At 70.5% G+C, this 17,120-nt stretch carries 14 protein-coding genes; 4 read left to right on the plus strand and 10 right to left on the minus strand.

From position 1 onward, the window contains the following. Positions 1-53: 53 nt before the first annotated feature. Both ACFU8W_RS33400 and ACFU8W_RS33405 read right to left on the minus strand, forming a co-directional pair. Complete coding sequence (locus ACFU8W_RS33400; protein ID WP_384045250.1) at positions 54-1,709, minus strand: amidohydrolase; 1,656 nt, start codon at positions 1,707-1,709, stop codon at positions 54-56. Between the two features lie 200 nt (positions 1,710-1,909). Beyond that, complete coding sequence (locus ACFU8W_RS33405; protein WP_384045254.1) at positions 1,910-2,809, minus strand: Lrp/AsnC family transcriptional regulator; 900 nt, start codon at positions 2,807-2,809, stop codon at positions 1,910-1,912. A 219-nt stretch (positions 2,810-3,028) separates the two neighbouring features. On the opposite strand from ACFU8W_RS33405, the gene ACFU8W_RS33410 reads away from it, so the two are divergent. Then, entirely contained in the window at positions 3,029-4,009 is a 981-nt protein-coding gene (locus ACFU8W_RS33410) for a C-terminal binding protein (protein ID WP_384045258.1), read from the plus strand. After that, the gene (locus ACFU8W_RS33415; RefSeq protein WP_345517547.1) at positions 4,006-4,779 is read left to right on the plus strand and encodes a class II aldolase/adducin family protein; all 774 of its coding nucleotides are present in this window, start codon (positions 4,006-4,008) and stop codon (positions 4,777-4,779) included. The genes ACFU8W_RS33410 and ACFU8W_RS33415 overlap by 4 nt, the downstream gene beginning before the upstream one ends. 57 nt (positions 4,780-4,836) lie before the next feature. Here ACFU8W_RS33415 and ACFU8W_RS33420 read toward each other — a convergent pair whose 3' ends face one another. From ACFU8W_RS33420 to argS, 3 genes are all read right to left on the minus strand, one after another. Then, positions 4,837-5,559, minus strand: coding sequence for a hypothetical protein (locus ACFU8W_RS33420; protein WP_384045265.1), 723 nt, complete (start codon positions 5,557-5,559; stop codon positions 4,837-4,839). A gap of 200 nt (positions 5,560-5,759) precedes the next feature. Then, on the minus strand, positions 5,760-7,214 hold the full coding sequence (locus tag ACFU8W_RS33425; RefSeq protein WP_384045268.1) for a hypothetical protein: 1,455 nt from the start codon (positions 7,212-7,214) through the stop codon (positions 5,760-5,762). 127 nt (positions 7,215-7,341) lie between these two features. Beyond that, entirely contained in the window at positions 7,342-9,117 is a 1,776-nt protein-coding gene (argS, locus tag ACFU8W_RS33430; protein ID WP_384045271.1) for an arginine--tRNA ligase, read from the minus strand. Between the two features lie 134 nt (positions 9,118-9,251). On the opposite strand from argS, the gene lysS reads away from it, so the two are divergent. Then, positions 9,252-11,012 carry a lysine--tRNA ligase gene (gene lysS, locus ACFU8W_RS33435; protein WP_384045274.1) on the plus strand — a complete coding sequence of 587 codons (1,761 nt, stop codon included), beginning with the start codon at positions 9,252-9,254 and terminating at the stop codon, positions 11,010-11,012. A gap of 101 nt (positions 11,013-11,113) precedes the next feature. Here lysS and ACFU8W_RS33440 read toward each other — a convergent pair whose 3' ends face one another. The 3 genes from ACFU8W_RS33440 to ACFU8W_RS33450 form a co-directional block, all read right to left on the minus strand. After that, positions 11,114-12,472, minus strand: coding sequence for a DUF2637 domain-containing protein (locus ACFU8W_RS33440; RefSeq protein ID WP_384045277.1), 1,359 nt, complete (start codon positions 12,470-12,472; stop codon positions 11,114-11,116). A gap of 199 nt (positions 12,473-12,671) precedes the next feature. Then, positions 12,672-13,490 (minus strand): DUF3558 family protein, encoded by an 819-nt coding sequence (locus tag ACFU8W_RS33445; protein WP_384045280.1) that lies wholly within the window; start codon positions 13,488-13,490, stop codon positions 12,672-12,674. 142 nt (positions 13,491-13,632) lie between these two features. After that, positions 13,633-14,409 carry a DUF3558 domain-containing protein gene (locus ACFU8W_RS33450; protein ID WP_384045420.1) on the minus strand — a complete coding sequence of 259 codons (777 nt, stop codon included), beginning with the start codon at positions 14,407-14,409 and terminating at the stop codon, positions 13,633-13,635. A 169-nt stretch (positions 14,410-14,578) separates the two neighbouring features. Here ACFU8W_RS33450 and ACFU8W_RS33455 point away from each other — a divergent pair, with 169 nt between their 5' ends. Next, positions 14,579-15,772: an RtcB family protein gene (locus ACFU8W_RS33455; protein ID WP_384045282.1), complete on the plus strand. Its 1,194-nt coding sequence runs from the start codon at positions 14,579-14,581 to the stop codon at positions 15,770-15,772. Between the two features lie 79 nt (positions 15,773-15,851). On the opposite strand, the gene ACFU8W_RS33460 is transcribed toward ACFU8W_RS33455, so the two are convergent. Both ACFU8W_RS33460 and ACFU8W_RS33465 read right to left on the minus strand, forming a co-directional pair. After that, positions 15,852-16,610 carry an SDR family NAD(P)-dependent oxidoreductase gene (locus tag ACFU8W_RS33460; protein WP_376338732.1) on the minus strand — a complete coding sequence of 253 codons (759 nt, stop codon included), beginning with the start codon at positions 16,608-16,610 and terminating at the stop codon, positions 15,852-15,854. 155 nt (positions 16,611-16,765) lie between these two features. After that, positions 16,766-17,101, minus strand: a complete 336-nt coding sequence (locus ACFU8W_RS33465) for a YnfA family protein (protein ID WP_266984500.1) — start codon at positions 17,099-17,101, stop codon at positions 16,766-16,768. Positions 17,102-17,120 lie beyond the last annotated feature (19 nt).

Here is a 17,120-nt window from a genome sequence, read left to right on the forward strand (position 1 = left end):
GAGGGGCGGCGGGGAGGGGGTGGGGCGAGCGGAGGAGGAGCGGAAGGGGTGGGTCAGCGGCCGGGGGCGGACCAGGCGCGGGTGCCGCCGATCCAGGTCTCGCGTACGCCGATGGAGGCGAGTCCGGCCGGGTCCGCGGTGAGCGGGTCGCTGTCCAGGACGACGAAGTCGGCGAGCATGCCCGGAGCCAGGGCGCCCACGGCGTGTTCGCGGTGCAGGGCCCGGGCGGCCGACTCGGTGTGTGCGCGCAGACCGTCCGCCACGGGCATCCGCAGCGAGGTGTTGCCGAGGACGGTGCCGAGGACGGTGCGCCGGGTCGCGGCGGCGGAGACGGCCTCCAGTGGGGCGGGCGGGGCGACGGGGGCGTCCGAGCTGAAGACGACGGGGACGCCGGCGGCGAGGCAGGTGCCTGCCGGGTTGTAGCGGTGGCCGAGGTCGCCGACGGCGGTCAGTGTGCCGTCGCCGGTGCGCAGGTGGTGCTGGGGCTGCATGACCGGGATGACGCCCAACCGGCCCATGCGGGCGATCTGTTCGTCGGTGGGCAGGCCGGAGTGCTCGATCCGGTGGCGCATGTCGGGGCGCTCCCGGTCGGCCTGTGCCTTCTCGATGGCGTCGAGGACCATGCCGATGGCGTACGGGGACTGGGCGTGCGTGGCGGTCTGGAGGCCTGCCCGGTGGGCGCGGGCGACGATCTCGGCGTACTCCTCCGCCGAGTGGTACAGCTGCCCGTGGTGGCAGCAGTCGGCGGCGTATCCCTCGGGGAAGTACGCGGTCCAGCCGCCGAGTGTCCCGTCGGCGTAGAACTTGACGCCCTGGACACGGAACAGGTCGTCACCGAAGCCGTTCACCACGCCCAGGTCGAGCGCGGTGTCGAGGAGGGCGGAGGTGAGGTAGGCGGAGACGCGCATGCGCAGGGAGCCGTCGGCGCGGGCGCGCAGATACGTCTCCATCTCGCGGCGGGACGCCTGGGCGTCGCCGACGGTGGTGACTCCGGCGGCGAGGAAGACGTCCTGGGCGCGCTGGAGGTGGTCGGCCATGATGGCGTCGGGCTCGGAGAGGTGGAAGTTCGGGCCGTGGTTGCCGATCTTCACGCCGCCGGGGCCGGTGAGCAGGTCGCAGGCGGCGTCCCAGAGCTGGCCGTCGGGCTCGCCGGAGGTGAAGCGGCCGATGCTGCCGCCCTCGGGGTCGGGGGTGCCCGCGGTGACGCCGCAGGTGCGCAGGGTGTGGGAGTTGACGACGCCGCCGTGGCCGGAGGCGTTCATCACGTACACCTCGCGGTCGGTGGCGACGCGGTCCAGGTCGTGGCAGGTGGGGTGGCGGCGCTCGGCGAGCCGGCGGTGCTCGTAGCCGAAGCCGCGCACGGGGACTCCGGCGGGCAGTTCGCGGGCGGCGTCGGTGAGAACGGCGACGAGCGTCTCGATGTCGGGTACGCGTTCGGGGCGGCAGTCGACCCAGGCGAGCGCCTGCCCGTACATGACCGGGTGGCAGTGGGCGTCGACGAATCCGGGGTGGACGAGGCCGCCGTCGAGGTCGAGGACGTCGTCGGCGCGGCCGCCGAGCGCGGCGCGGGCGTCTTCGGCGGTGCCGACGTGGACGACCCGACCGCCGCGGACGGCCAGGGCCTCGGCGCGTACGGAGGTGCCGGGCGTGGCGACGGCCGCGCCGGTCACCAGGAGCGTGCGGTCGGCGTCGTCGAGGGGGTGGTGCATGAGGGGGCCTGCTTTCGACCGGGGGACGTCCATGAGGAGCCGTACGCGCGGAGAGTCCGCGACGGCTGATTCGTTCGCATGGACGATATGCAGCAGACGATGCCTTGCCTAGACCCTTCACTCACAAATTTTTCGGAATGTGATGGCGGTTTCTACTTACGTATCGTCCGGCGTGCGGTCGCAGGGGGAGGGGTTTCTCGTCAGGACGGGTGGGTGGTGAGGTCGTAGCGCTCCTTGATCAACTCCAGATGGATCCAGCTCTCCACCGCGCGCACGCCCGGGCAGGCCCGCATGTCCTCCAGCGTGTCGCGCACCGCCGCGAGGGACTCCGCGCTGATCGTTCCGACGAGTTCCGCGCGCCCCACGCAGGCGGAGAGGAACGAGACCCGGTCCCAGGCCGCCATGCGTCGCGCGACCGCGTCCCGTTCGCCGTCCAGCCGTACGGCGAACCCGCACAGGAAGCCCAGCCCCAGCAGCTCGGGGCGCACCAGTGCGAGCACCTTGGCGACACCGCAGTCGAGGAGGCGCAGCGTGCGGGCGCGGGCGGCGCCGGGTGAGAGGCCCACGCGCTCGGCGAGTTCCGCGAAGGGCAGCCGCCCGTCGCGCTCCAGCTCGTCCAGGATCAGCCGGTCCGTCTCGTCCAGCTCCGGCACCTCGGGCCGGCTCGCCAGCAGATACGGATCCTTGAGGTGCTCCAGGGAGATCAGTGGATCCACCACGTCCACACCCTTCAGGGAGCGGATGGACTCCACGGCCCGGTCCAGTTCGGCCAGTCCCTTGGTGCGCAGTTCCGCCATGATGGCGCGGCTGCCCGCGGTGAGCGTGACGAACGGCGCCTGCGGCATGGCGGCGATCGTGCGGGCCACCGGCTCGGCCGGGCCGGTCGCGCCGATCGACAGGTGGGCCGATGCGGTCAGCTCCCGTACGGCGGGATGCACGACGGCCACCACCCGCACGCCGCCACCCGCGAGCAGTCGCTGCACCCGGGCGCGGGTGGCGGGGCGGGAGAGACCGACGCGCTGCGCCAGCGTCTCGTACGTCAGGCGGCCGTCCGTCTGCAGTTCGCGGACGACGGCCAGATCGGTGTGGTCCAGATCCACCTGAGCGGTTCCCCTCGGCTCGACAGCCCGGGGCGGGTGCGCCCGGGGCGGGGTCCATTCTCGAACACCGGGGTTCGAGGTCCGGACCCGGACGGCGTGCATCACTGACGATCGCATCACCATCACTGGACAATCATCTCGGATGAAACGTAGGTTCTGCGCGAGTGTGGCGAACGAATCATCATTACGTGACGCTCTGAGGAACTTGAGGAGGATGGGATGAGCCGGCCCCTGGTGGTGTTCACCGACCCCGAGGAACTCGACGTCGGTCCGGGTGTACGACTGCTGACCGACGCGGGATTCGACACGCGCGTCGTCGGCAGCCGCGACCCGGACGCCATCGCCGCAGCCGCGCGTGACGCCGTCGCGCTGATCGTCGGCTACGCGCCCGTGGACGCCGCGCTGCTCGACCGCCTCCCCGGTGTCGGGATGCTGGCCACCATGTCCGCCGGGTATGACATGATCGACACGGCGCAGGCGCGGCGCCGCGGTCTGTGGGTGAGCAACCTTCCGCACGCCGCGACCGAGGACGTCGCGGTGCATGCGCTCGCCAGTGCGCTCAGCCTGGTGCGCGCGCTGCCCCAGGCGGACGCCACCGTGCGCGGTGGCGGCTGGAACACCGAATTCGTCGCACTGCCGCGCAGGGCGGGGGAGTTGACGCTCGGACTGTGGGGATTCGGACGCATCGCGCGGGTCCTGGCCCGGATCGCGGCCCCCGTCTTCGGACGCGTCGCCGCGTACGACCCGCACGCCGACGCGGCCGGGTGGCCCGACGGTGTCGAGCGGCTCGGCCTGGACGAACTGGTCGCCGGCTCCGACGTACTCTCCCTGCACACACCGCTGACTCCGCAGACCCGCGGCATGGTCGATACGGCGCTGCTCGCCCGGATGCGGCCCGGCGCCTTCCTCGTGAACGTCGCCCGCGGCGAACTCGTCGACACAGCGGCCCTGCTGGCCGCCCTGGACAGCGGACGGCTCGGGGCGGCGGCACTGGACGTGTTCCCGGTCGAACCCCCGCCGCTCGACGACCCGTTGCGCAGCCACCCGCGCATCCAGCTGTCCCCGCACAGCGCCTATCTGTCCGACGCGTCGCAGCGGGCCTACGTGTGCGCACCCGCCGAGAACGTCATCGCCTGGCACCGCACCGGGCGACCCCTCACCCCCGTGGTCGACCCGACCCTCGAAGGAGCCCCCTCATGACCGACGTGCAGACCGCCGACGCAACTGTCGATGAGGAGACGCGACTGCGGCGCGAACTCGCCGCCGTGTACCGGCTCGTGGCGCACTTCCGGATGACCGACCTGATCTTCACGCACATCTCGCTGCGGCTTCCGGGGCCCGATCACCACTTCCTCATCAACCCCTACGGTCTCCTCTTCGAGGAGATCACCGCCTCCAACCTGGTCAAGATCGATTTGGCGGGCAACCCGGTCGAGCCCACCCCGTATCCGGTCAACCCCGCGGGCTTCGTCATCCACAGCGCGATCCACGCCGCGCGCGAGGACGCCCACTGCGTGCTGCACACCCACACCAGGGCCGGCTGCGCCGTGGCCGCACAGCGCGACGGGCTGCTGCCGCTCAACCAGATGTCGATGGAGTTCTACAACCGCGTCGGCTACCACGACTACGAGGGCGTCGCCCTCAACCTCGACGAGCAGAAGCGCCTGGTCGACGACATCGGCACCCACCCGGCGCTGATCCTGCGCAACCACGGTCTGCTGACGGTGGGAGAGAGCGCCGCGCAGGCCTTCCTGCGCATGTACTACCTGGAGAGGGCCTGCGAGATCCAGGTCACCGCCCAGGCCGGTGGCGGACCGCTGATCGTCCCCTCTCCCGAGACCTGCGAGTACACCGCCCGTCAGCTCGCGGGCGAGGCGGACGCGGACTTCCAGGACGACGGGGCGTACGACCTGGCCTGGGCAGCGATGCTGCGCTTGCTGGACCGGGTGGCGCCGGACTACCGGGACTGAGCCGGGAGAGGGGGAGCAGGGGCCGGTGGCGGGGCTGCCCCCCCCCGGTCGTGTGGGTCAGAGCTTCTTGCCGCACAGGACGCGGTCGTTCCTGGCCGGGTCGGAGTCGAAGATCGGGTTCTCGGTGAACACGGCGTCGGCCTTGTAGTCGCACGGGTCGTCGAAGCCGCCCACGAACCCGCCCTCAACGATCTCTATGATCTTGTGGGTCGCGCCGTCCTTCTTGCCCTTGGTCCGGCAGGCGGCCTCCGTGATCACGTCCCCGTCCTTCGACCCGCCGCTCACGCAGTCGCCGACCTCGATCCGCGGGCCGCCGCCCCCGCCGGGCTCGCCGGGGTGCGGAGGCTTCAGGTTGCGCATGCAGGCGTAGCCCTCACCCGTCGCCTGTGTGCCCTCCAGGACGGCGAGACTGACCGGCACATCGATCGCGAAGTCCGTGTAATCCAAGCAGCTGGTGCCCGACAACGGCTCGGCGTGGCCGGTGTTCATCCGGTTGGTCACCCGTGCGACGGCCTCGGGGTCGTCGCACGGGACCTCGCGGTAGACGTCCGTCCGGCCGGGTTCGGGGGCGGCGCACTCGTTGATGGCAAGGAACTTCGCGCCGTAGGACGGGTTCACGCTCGGGGTCGGCGAGGAGGTGCTGGACGCGTTGTCCGACGCGCGGTATCCCGACGCCTGGCCGCAGCTGGTGATCAGCGCCAGCGATGCGACTGCGGCTGCGATGGCTGCCGCTGTCCGTGTGTTCGGCGTTGTTGGCCTGCCGCCACCTTTTGCCCGCACGCTGCCTCCTTCAGGTTTCGATCTTCGATCCTACGGTCTACTCCCTTTGGGAGACGGCGAGTTGGCGGTTCAGTGGGTGCGGACTCAGTAGGTGAGGGCGTCGGCCATGTCGCCGACACCGCCGAGTGGCTCACCGGCTGATACGAGGACCTGGCCACGGCGCTCGAGGGCCGGTCCGGGGTCACTGACGGCGGAGCCTGTCAGGCCTCGGGGCCGGCGTGCAGGATCGCATGGCGCAGCGCCCGGGTCAGCCCGGCTGCGGACTCGTGGTCCAGCCCCTCCTCGTTGACGACGACCGTGCCCAGGCTGCCCTTGTCGGCCCAACTGCACGCCACTTGGCGCGCCCTGCTGTCGACGACGGGCGTGTACGCCACACAGCGCAGCCATCCGCCGTCGTCGCCCGGGTCGGCGTTCCAGGCGGTGCCGGCCATCGAGGAGGTGCCCCGCAGCCCCTTCTCGAAGAACTCGACGACATCGGGCGAGGTGTCGTGGAAGTCGCCGATCGCGCCGAACACCATGACGTCGGGCTGTGCTCGGCCCGGCGTCCCGTAGACGTAGGTGAACGGCTCCCCGATCTCGGAGTCCCATTCGATGGTCAGCGCATCGCTGATGGCGGTTCCGGCCGGGGTGCCGGGGAGCAGCCGCGCTCCCCGGAAGACGGCCGGAGGGGATGCTGTGTAGTGCGGGTAGGACCGGTCCTGGGCGTCCGACCACACTCCGGCGGTGGTCACCGCGGCGACGACGACGAGAGCTGCGGTCAGGGACACGGTCCGCTCCCTGCGCGAGATCGTCGGTACGGGCTGCAGCAGGGGGTATGCGGTCGGGTCCGGTTCCTCGGCGCCGGTGGGCGGGGCGGTCGTCGCGGCCCGGCGACGGGCCGCGCGCAGCAGGAGCGCGAGCAGCCGGCCCGGCAGGCAGAGCACCAGGCCCGCGAACGACACCCACCACGGCAGGTGGAACGCCGGTACGGCCAGGGCGGCGGCGCCCACGGTCACCGAGAGCGCCGCCAGACTTGCCAGCGGAGCACGTACCAGAAGACGGAGCGGAGCCAGGCCCGGGCGGGTCAGTGCCGCAAGGGTCTCGGCGCGCACGGCGAGACGGAGGTCGAAGGGGCGCTCGCCCGCCTGTTCCCGGGCGCTGCGCGCGGCCTCGTGCGGGGCCGCGCCTGCCGCCGCTGCCGAGGTCAGTGCCTCGCGGGCGTCGTGGCGCTGGGTGCGGGACGCCGACGGCGGCTGCGGGCCGGTCCTGCCGGTGAGCCTGCCGCGGTGCGAGGCGGCCTGCTCGACGCGGAGCGCCTGCGGAGAGCCCGGCGCCAGTTCGCGCAGCCGCTCGACCAGCGCGGGGCCGCGCCCGTACCGGGCGGGGCGGTCGAACGGGTCGCTGTTCAGGCAGAGTTCCGCATAGGCGGCGAGCAGGTCGAGGTCGTCGGGGAAAGCGGCGAGCCCTCTGCGGTAGACCCGTTCGGCGAGATCGTCCTCGTCGTCCGCGTCCTCCGCCGCATGGGACCGCCCCAGAACGGCGTAGAGCCCGGCGTCCGGCCCGTCAGCGTCGAGCGCGTCCTGTGCCGTGCACCGGGCTTCGAAGAGCCGCCCGGCCCGCAACAGTGCTTCCGCTTCCGCGCGCGCCGGTCTGTCCCCTTCCCCGTCGACCTGCATAGGTCCGTCCCCCCACCCTGTGACTGTTGTGTACGCGGCCGAACAGGTCGGCCGCGTACACGATCACTTGGTGGCCGACACCCGGTCAATAGGCGATTTCAGCAGGTCACAGGGGGGAGACAGAGGGTCAGAGACGCTCGGGGGTGCGGATGCCGAGCAGCGCCATGCCCTGGTGCAGGGTGCGGGCGGTCAGGTCGCAGAGGAAGAGCCGGTTCTCGACCACCTCGGCGGGGTTGTCGTCGCTCAGCACATGGCACTGGTCGTAGAACGTCGTGTAGAGCGAGGCCAGCTGGTAGAGGTACGCGGCCAGCTTGTGCGGCTCGTACGTCGACGCCACCTCGGCCAGGTTCTCGCCGAACTGGTCCAGGTGCAGACCCAGCGCCCGCTCGGCCGGGGCCAGCTGCAGCTCCGGGTGCGCGACCGGCCGGGTCTCGCCCGCCTTGCGGAGGATGGACTTGATACGGGCGTACGCGTACTGGAGGTACACGGACGTGTCGCCGTTCAGCGACACCATCTGGTCCAGATCGAACTTGTAGTCCCGGACGGCGGACGTGGAGAGGTCGGCATACTTCACCGCGCCGATACCGACGTACTCGCCGTTCTCGACGATCTCCTGCTCGGTCAGGCCGACCTTCTCGGCCTTCTCGCGCACGACGGCCGTCGCCCGCTCGATCGCCTCGTCGAGCAGGTCGACCAGCCGGACCGTCTCGCCCTCACGGGTCTTGAACGGCTTGCCGTCCTTGCCGAGGACCGTGCCGAACGCCAACTGGTGCGCCTTCACGTCCTCGTTCAGCCAGCCTGCCCGGCGGGCCGTCTCGAAGACCATCTTGAAGTGGAGCGACTGCCGCGCGTCCACGACGTACAGCAGGGTGCTCGCCTTGAGGTTCTGGACCCGGTCACGGATCGCGGAGAGGTCGGTCGCCGCGTAGCCGTAGCCGCCGTTCGTCTTCTTGACGATCAGCGGGACCGGGTTGCCGTCCGGACCCTTCACGTCGTCGAAGAAGACGCACAGCGCACCTTCGGAGCGGACGGCGACGCCCGTCTCCTCCAGGAGCCGGCAGGTCTCTTCGAGCATGTCGTTGTAGCCGGACTCGCCGACGATGTCGGGGTCGCGGATCTCCATGTCGAGCTTGTTGAAGACCGAGTAGAAGTAGATCTTCGACTCGTCGACGAACCGCTGCCAGAGCGTGACCGTCTCCTCGTCACCGGCCTGGAGCGCCACCACCCGGTCCCGGGAGCGGGCCTTGAACTCCTCGTCGGAGTCGAAGAGCGCCCGCGACGCCTTGTAGAGCCGGTTCAGCGAGGACATGGCGGCCTCGCCGTCCTGCTCCTCGCCGCCCCGGTGGTCGAGCTCCTGCGGGTGCTCGATCAGGTACTGGATGAGCATGCCGAACTGAGTGCCCCAGTCGCCGATGTGGTGGCGCCGGACCACGCTCTCACCCGTGAACTCCAGGACCTCCACCATCGCGGCACCGATCACCGCGGAGCGGAGGTGCCCGACGTGCATCTCCTTGGCCACGTTCGGCTGCGCGTAGTCGACCACCGTCGTGCCCGCGTTCTGCGCGTACGGCACGCCGAGCCGGCCCGCGTCGTCCGCGGCGCGCGCGGCGAGGGTCTCGATGATGGCCTTGTCGCTGAGCGTGATGTTCAGGAAGCCGGGGCCGGAGACCTCGATCTCCTTGATCAGGTCGCCCGCCGGGATCGCGGCCGTCACCTGGGACGCCAGCTCGCGCGGGTTGCCCTTCAGCTTCTTGGCGAGGGCCAGGATTCCGTTGGCCTGGAAGTCGGCCCGGTCGCTTCGGCGCAGCAGCGGGTCCGCGGTGCCGGCATCCGGCAGTGCTGCCGTCAGGGCGTCCGCGAGCTGCTGCTGGAGCGTGGAAGCGAGGGAATTGACCGAGGCCATGGGATGGCTGCCGTTTCCGTAGGGGTACAAGGGATCACGCCCAGTATCCCACGCACTGTAAAGCCGTTTTCGCGCTGCCGGTGGGACCTGGGAGAATGGACGGTGCCCCTACGAGCCCTACCAGAGAGAAGGACGTGCCGACCGTGGCTCAGAGTCAGAGCAGCACCGAGGCCGACTGGGTCTCCCGTTTCGCGGACGATGTCATCGCCGAATCGGAGCGTCGTGCGCCTGGCAAACCGGTCGTCGTCGCGTCCGGTCTTTCGCCGTCGGGCCCGATCCACCTCGGCAACCTCCGCGAGGTCATGACCCCGCACCTGGTCGCGGACGAGATCCGCCGCCGCGGGCACCAGGTCCGGCACCTCATCTCGTGGGACGACTACGACCGCTACCGGAAGGTCCCGGCGGGCGTCCCCGGTGTCGACGAGTCGTGGGCCGAGCACATCGGCAAGCCGCTGACGTCCGTGCCCGCCCCGGCCGGGTCCGCGTACCCGAACTGGGCGGAGCACTTCAAGGCCGCCATGACGGCCGCGCTGGACGAGCTGGGTGTCGAGTACGACGGCATCAGCCAGACCGAGCAGTACACGATGGGGGCGTATCGCGAGCAGATCCTGCACGCCATGAGGCACCGCGCCGACATCGACGCCGTCCTCGATCGGTACCGCACGAAGAAGGACCCGGCGGCCGCCGGCAAGGGCAAGAAGCCGCAGCAGCAGAAGAAGGTCGACGAGGCCGAGCTGGAGGCCGAGGCGGGCTCCGGCGCGGCGAGCGAGGACGACGGCAGCGGTGGCTCCGCCGGCTACTTCCCGTACAAGCCCTACTGCGGCAACTGCGAGAAGGACCTCACGACTGTCACGTCGTACGACGACGAGACGACCGAGCTGAACTACACGTGCACCGCCTGCGGCTTCGCCGAGACCGTCCGGCTCAACGAGTTCAACCGCGGCAAGCTGGTCTGGAAGGTCGACTGGCCGATGCGCTGGGCATACGAAGGAGTGATCTTCGAGCCCAGCGGCGTGGACCACTCCTCGCCCGGTTCGTCGTTCGTCGTCGGCGGCCAGATCGTCCGCGAGGTCTTCGACGGTGTGCAGCCGATCGGCCCGATGTACGCCTTCGTCGGCATCTCCGGCATGGCGAAGATGTCCTCCAGCAAGGGCGGCGTACCGACCCCGGCCGACGCACTGAAGATCATGGAGGCACCGCTGCTGCGCTGGCTGTACGCGCGCCGCAAGCCCAACCAGTCCTTCAAGATCGCCTTCGACCAGGAGATCCAGCGGCTGTACGACGAGTGGGACTCGCTGGCGCGCAAGGTCGCCGACGGCTCCGCGCTGCCCGCCGACGCCGCCGCGTACGCACGGGCCATCGGCACGGCCGCCGGTGAGCTGCCGAGCACACCGCGCCCGCTGCCGTACCGCACCCTCGCGTCCGTCGTCGACATCACCGCAGGCCACGACGAGCAGACGCTGCGCATCCTGAGCGAGCTGGACCCGGAGAACCCGATCGGCTCGCTCGACGAGGCGCGGCCGCGGCTCGACCGCGCGGAGAACTGGATCACCAACCAGGTCCCCGCCGACGCCCGCACCATCGTTCGCGACGAGCCGGACAAGGAACTGCTCGGCTCGCTGGACGACCAGGGGCGCCGGTCGCTGCGACTGCTCCTGGACGGGCTGGACACGCACTGGTCGCTGGACGGCCTCACGACGCTCGTCTACGGGGTGCCGAAGGTCCTGGCGGGGCTGGAGCCGGACGCCAAGCCGACGCCCGAGCTGAAGGCCGCGCAGCGGTCGTTCTTCGTGCTGCTGTACCAGCTCCTGGTCGGCCGTGACACCGGTCCGCGGCTGCCCACGCTGCTGCTGGCCGTCGGCGCGGACCGGGTGCGGAAGCTGCTGGGCGCGTAGGAGTCGGTCGTACGGAGGGCCGTCACCCGGGGATGCGGGTGACGGCCCTTCGTACTGTCGGTTCCGGTCCGTTCTCGTGCGGCGGACGGACTCGGGGGCGGCTACGCGATGTGGTTCTCGGCCATCTCGTTGTCGAATCGCTGCTTGAAGCCTGGGAGCAGGCGCCGGAGCAGGGCCGTGCTGCGCGGGTGACTGACGCCGTGGACGTCCGAGAGCGTTATGTCGAGGACCTCGGCGCTCGGGTGGGCCTGGTGCTGGTGCGTGAGGTCGGAGAACACCTCGTACGCGATGTTGCCGAACTCGATCTCCGCCTCGGCCCACTCCGCCGGATCAGCTTCCTGCTGGGGCTGCGGCTCCTCCGGGGGCGGACCCTCCAGCTGCTCCAGCTGCTCCGGCAGGGGTTCCTCGCTGCGGGGGTGAGGGACCGCGCCGATCGTGCCCACGTTGCCCAGGGGACGGGTGCGGCCGCCCGGGCCCGACGGGATCATGACCGGGGTGGGCTCCAGGCCCTCGACATGCGTGGGGTTGTACGCGCCCTCGTACGCGCCGTTCGGGGCCTGCGACGCCGCGAACCAGGGGCTCTCGTGGGTGCCGGGGCCCTCGGGGGGCCACTCCTCGGCGGCCGGGTCGGAGGGGTGGGCGTACTGCTGTGCGGCCTGCTGCGGGTGCTGCCGGGGCTCGGCGTACTGCTGCTGTTGTTGGGCGGCGTACGGCAGCTCGGGCTGAGGGGGCACCGTTTCGGCGGCGGCCGGGGCCGGGGGCAGCAGGGCCGGTTCGATGCCGGCTGCGGCCAGCCCGGCCGGGCCGGTGTCGGCCAGCGGGACACCGAACTTCGCCAGCCGCAGGGGCATCAGGGACTCGACCGGTGCCTTGCGGCGCCAGTTGCGGCCGAAGCGGGCCTGGAGCCTTGCCTGGTAGATCAGCCGGTCCTGTTCGAGCTTGATGACCTGCTCGTACGAACGCAGCTCCCACAGCTTCATCCGGCGCCACAGCTTGAACGTGGGGACCGGGGAGAGCAGCCAGCGGGTGAGACGGACACCCTCCATGTGCTTGTCGGCCGTGAGGTCGGCGATCCGGCCGACCGCGTGCCGGGCGGCCTCGACGGCGACCACGAACAGCACCGGGATCACCGCGTGCATGCCGACGCCCAGCGGATCCGGCCAGGCCGCGGCGCCGTTGAAGGCGATCGTCGCGGCGGTCAGCAGCCAGGCCGTCTGGCGCAGCAGCGGGAACGGGATCCGCATCCAGGTCAGCAGCAGGTCCAGCGCCAGCAGGACACAGATGCCCGCGTCGATGCCGATCGGGAAGACCAGGGAGAAGTTCCCGAAGCCCTTCTGTTCGGCGAGCGCCCGTACCGCGGCGTACGAGCCCGCGAAGCCGATCGCGGCAATGACCGCCGCGCCGGCGACGACGATCCCGATCAGTATCCGGTGCGTGCGTGTCAGCTGCATCGCGGCCACCCGCGATCCCCTCCCTGCGTTCCCGACTTCGACTTCTGGCGGGCACAGCCTGGCACATGCGCGTGGGATGCGGTGCCCGGGGAGGGGCGAAGCCCGGCTCTCGGGGGAGGGCCGGGCTTCGTAAGACTGCTTCTGCGCAGGGTTGTTCGGGTACCTGCCGTGGGCCTTGCGGGAATGCCCGGCGGGCGGTGGCGCGGTCTTACGACGCGGACTTCGTCGACTTCGGGGACGAGCCGGACTTCGCGGACGCCGCGGACTTCGTCGCTGCCGGAGACTTCGATGTGCCCGCGGACGGGCTCGACTTCTTCGCGTTGGCATCGGTGACCGCCGCGACGGCCTCCTTGGCGGCCTTCTCGGCGCCCTTCAGGATGTCGTCGCCGGACGGCGTCTTCGCGCCCGCGTAACCCGCGCCGTTGTAGGTCAGGGTGACGACGACGTTCCCCGTACGGGCCACGACCGTCGCGTACTTGAAGTCCTCTTTCGTCTTGGTGAGGTCGTACGTGACCGTGGTGGCCTGGTCGCCGATACCGCTGACGGGGGCTTCGACGACCTTCTTGGCGCCCTCGGTCCCCTTGCTCTTGGCGATCTGGTTCGCGAGGTCCTCCTGGGCGCGCTTGGCGCCGCTGCCGAGTGCCTGGTCCGATTCGAAGCGGGTGAAGCCGACGTCGAGCCAGCGGTACTGCGAACCCTTGACGCCGTTGTCGTCGAGGCCGTTCCAGGAACAACCGGCGCGCGCCGCGGTGTCGCTGGACCGGGCCGGCGTACCGGCCTTGTTCTTGGCCTTGGGCACCAGCGAGGTGATCGTCTTTGCGGAGATCGCGTCGCACGGGTCGGGCAGCTTGGCGAACTTCGCCGGCTCGACCGTCGCCTCCGTCTTCTGCGGGCTCGGAGCGGAGGCCGAGGACGAGCCCGACTCCTTCTTGCTGTCGGAGTCCGACGAGCAGCCGGCGACGACGAGCATCACCGGGACGGCGGCGCAGGCGAGTATGCGGGTGAGTCGCGGGGCTGTTCGGTGCATGGTTCCTTCAGTTGGGTGGCGCGACGGGCGGGTGGCATGGTGCTCGGGCGGGTGTTCCGGAGGGCCACGGTACGACGGACGGCGGACGGATGCCGCCTCCGCCGACCGACGTGGGTGCGGGTCGGTGGCGCCCCGCGGCGGGCTATTCGCTGAACTTGTCGACCAGCTTGCTGGCCAGCGCCTGCGCCTTCTCCTGCAGTTCCTTGCTGTCCGGGACCTGGCTCGTGAGGGCGGGCTGCTCGGAGTACCGGACGGTCACGATGACGTTCGATGTGCGAAATACCACGCTCACCGTGCGGTGTTGTGCGCTGGATCCTGCCCGAGTGAGTAGATCGTCCAGAAATGCGGCATCCCCCAGGTCGTCGAGCGCGCGCGGACGGAGGTCCTCGGAGCCCGCGTCCGCGTCGCCGTCGGCGCCCTGTGCAGAGCCGGACGGGGAGTCCGACGGCGAGGCCGTCACCTTCTCCGCGTCGTCGGGGGTGAAGGTGCCGGACGGCAGGTGGGCCGCGGTCTCCTTCGTTCCGTACACCTCGCGGGCGCGGTCCTCGTCGCTCACCGAGGTGTCGTACGAGACGACGCGCTCGAAGTCGAGCACGACGGAGCGGGACGAGGCCGCGGTCTCCGACTTCCACTGGCAGCCGACCCTGCGGTCGGTGTCGTAGGTGACGGCGGCCGTGCCCCTGTACGCCTTCTCCTGCTGGTTCTCCGGCAGTTCGGCGATGCCCGGAAGCAGGTCCTTCAGCATGGATCGCGCGATGGAGCGACAGGGCTCGGGAAGCGTGCGGTACTTGCCCGACGGTGCGGCGGCGATGCTCGGGCTGCCGGGTTTGTGGTCGGCGGCGGGGCCTTCGGTGCCGGTGCCACCGGTGCAGCCGGCCGTCAGCACTGCGAGGAGTGCGACGCCGGGTACGTACGCCATTCGTCGCACGGTCCGGGCTCCCTTCGAGCGAAAAGAAGTTGCCGCTCGATGGCGGCCGGTGGACACAATGTGTATCGCACGCGCCGCTGTGATTGCCGGTCGGCCGACTCTTTTGCCGACCTTGGCACCGGTTTTGCGCTTTCAGACTTTTCGGGGGAATCGAGGAGCTATGTCGTACGTCGAGGTGCCGGGGGCGAAGGTCCCCATCCGCATGTGGGCCGACCCGGCTTCGGTCGAGGACGGCGCGATGCAGCAGCTGCAGAACGTCGCCACGCTGCCCTGGATCAAGGGGCTGGCCGTCATGCCCGACGTGCATTACGGCAAGGGCGCGACCGTCGGTTCGGTGATCGCGATGAGTGGTGCGGTCTGTCCGGCGGCGGTGGGAGTGGACATCGGGTGCGGCATGTCCGCGGTGAAGACCTCCCTGACGGCCAATGACCTTCCGGGCGACCTGTCGCGGCTCCGGTCGAAGATCGAGCAGGCCATTCCGGTGGGCCGGGGCATGCATGACGACGTCGTGGACCCCGGCCGGCTGCACGGCTCCCCGACCGCGGGCTGGGACGACTTCTGGGGACGGTTCGACGGCATTGCGGATGCGGTCAAATTCCGTCATGAACGTGCCACCAGGCAGATGGGAACGCTTGGATCCGGAAACCACTTCATCGAGTTCTGCCTCGACGAGGCGGGTTCGGTGTGGCTGATGCTGCACTCCGGGTCCCGGAACATCGGCAAGGAACTCGCCGAGTACCACATCGGGGTGGCGCAGAAGCTGACGCACAACCAGGGCTTGATCGACCGTGACCTGGCGGTCTTCATCGCGGACACCCCGCAGATGGCGGCGTACCGGAACGACCTGTTCTGGGCCCAGGAGTACGCGAAGCGCAACCGCGCGATCATGATGGGGCTCTTCCAGGACGTCGTCCGCAAGGAGTTCAAGAAGGCCCGGGTCACCTTCGAGCCGGTCATCTCCTGCCACCACAACTATGTGTCGGAGGAGCGGTACGAGGGCATGGACCTGCTGGTCACCCGCAAGGGGGCGATCCGTGCCGGTTCGGGCGACTTCGGCATCATCCCGGGGTCGATGGGCACCGGCTCGTACATCGTGAAGGGGCTCGGGAACGCGAAGTCGTTCAATTCGGCCTCGCACGGCGCCGGCCGGAAGATGAGCCGCAACGCGGCCAAGCGGCGCTTCTCGACGCGGGACCTGGAGGAGCAGACGCGAGGCGTGGAGTGCCGTAAGGACTCCGGCGTCGTGGACGAGATCCCGGGTGCCTACAAGCCGATCGAGCAGGTCATCGAGCGGCAGCGGGACCTGGTGGAGGTCGTCGCGAAGCTGAAGCAGGTGGTGTGTGTGAAGGGCTGATTGCCCTTGGCGCCGCTACGAAGACGAGCCCCGGACCCTGTGGTGGTGGTCCGGGGCTCTTCCGTGCGGGCCGATGGCTTCAGAGCGTGCGGTGGACCTTGGAGTTGGACGCCTGGGCGCGGGGGCGGACCACCAGGAGGTCGATGTTGACGTGGCTGGGGCGGGTGACGGCCCAGGTGATCGTGTCGGCCACGTCGTCGGCGGTGAGGGGGGCATCGACGCCGGCGTAGACCTTGGCGGCCTTCTCGGTGTCGCCGCGGAAGCGGGTGGTGGCGAATTCCTCCGTCTTGACCATGCCGGGGGCGACCTCGATGACGCGGACCGGCGTGCCGACGATCTCCAGGCGGAGGGTCTCGGCGAGGACGTGTTCGCCGTGCTTGGCGGCCACGTAGCCACCGCCGCCCTCGTACGTGGACAGGCCCGCCGTCGAGGAGAGGATCACGATCGTGCCGTCACCGCCCGCAGTGAGGGCGGGGAGCAGGGCCTGGGTGACGTTGAGCGTGCCGATGACGTTCGTCTCGTACATCTGGCGCCAGTCGGCCGGGTCGCCGGTGGCGACGGGGTCCGCGCCGAGCGCGCCGCCCGCGTTGTTGACGAGGACGGCGAGGGAGCGGAAGGCAGTGGCGAAAGCGTCGACCGCCTCGCGGTCCGTGACGTCCAGGGCGTACGCCGTGGCCTCGTGGCCCGCCTCGTTGATCTCGGCGGCGAGCGCCTCGATGCGGTCCTTGCGGCGGGCGGTCAGGACGACGCGGTAGCCGGCGGCGGCCAGCTGCCGGGCGGTCGCGGCACCGATGCCGCTGCTCGCTCCGGTGATGACGGCGATGGGGGTGGCGGCCATGCGGACTCGACTCCTCGGACAGCTGATCGGTACGGGGTCAGGATAGGCAGGCGGCGCGAGGTTCCGTTCGGCGGCCGCATCGCCCGAGCAGTGGGGGTATCGGCGTGGTCGGTCGGTAGTGGGTGTCGACGACGTGGCCGGTGGGGTGCTGATTCTCAGTGGTTGCGGGGGGCGTACATGATCACGGCCATGCCGGCCAGGCAGATCAGCGCGCCGATGACGTCCCAGCGGTCGGGGCGGTAGCCGTCGGCGACCATGCCCCAGGCGAGCGAGCCCGCGACGAAGACGCCGCCGTACGCGGCGAGGATGCGGCCGAACTCACCGTCCGGCTGCAGCGTGGCGACGAAGCCGTACGCCCCCAGGGCGATGACTCCGGCGCCGATCCAGATCCAGCCCCGGTGTTCCCGCACGCCCTGCCAGACGAGCCAGGCACCGCCGATCTCGAAGAGCGCGGCAACGGCGAAGAGTGCGACAGAGCGGGCGACGACCATGGGAACAGCGTTTCATGCC

Source organism: Streptomyces sp. NPDC057565, assembly GCF_042801455.1.
GTDB classification, from domain to species: Bacteria; Actinomycetota; Actinomycetes; order Streptomycetales; family Streptomycetaceae; genus Streptomyces; species Streptomyces yanii.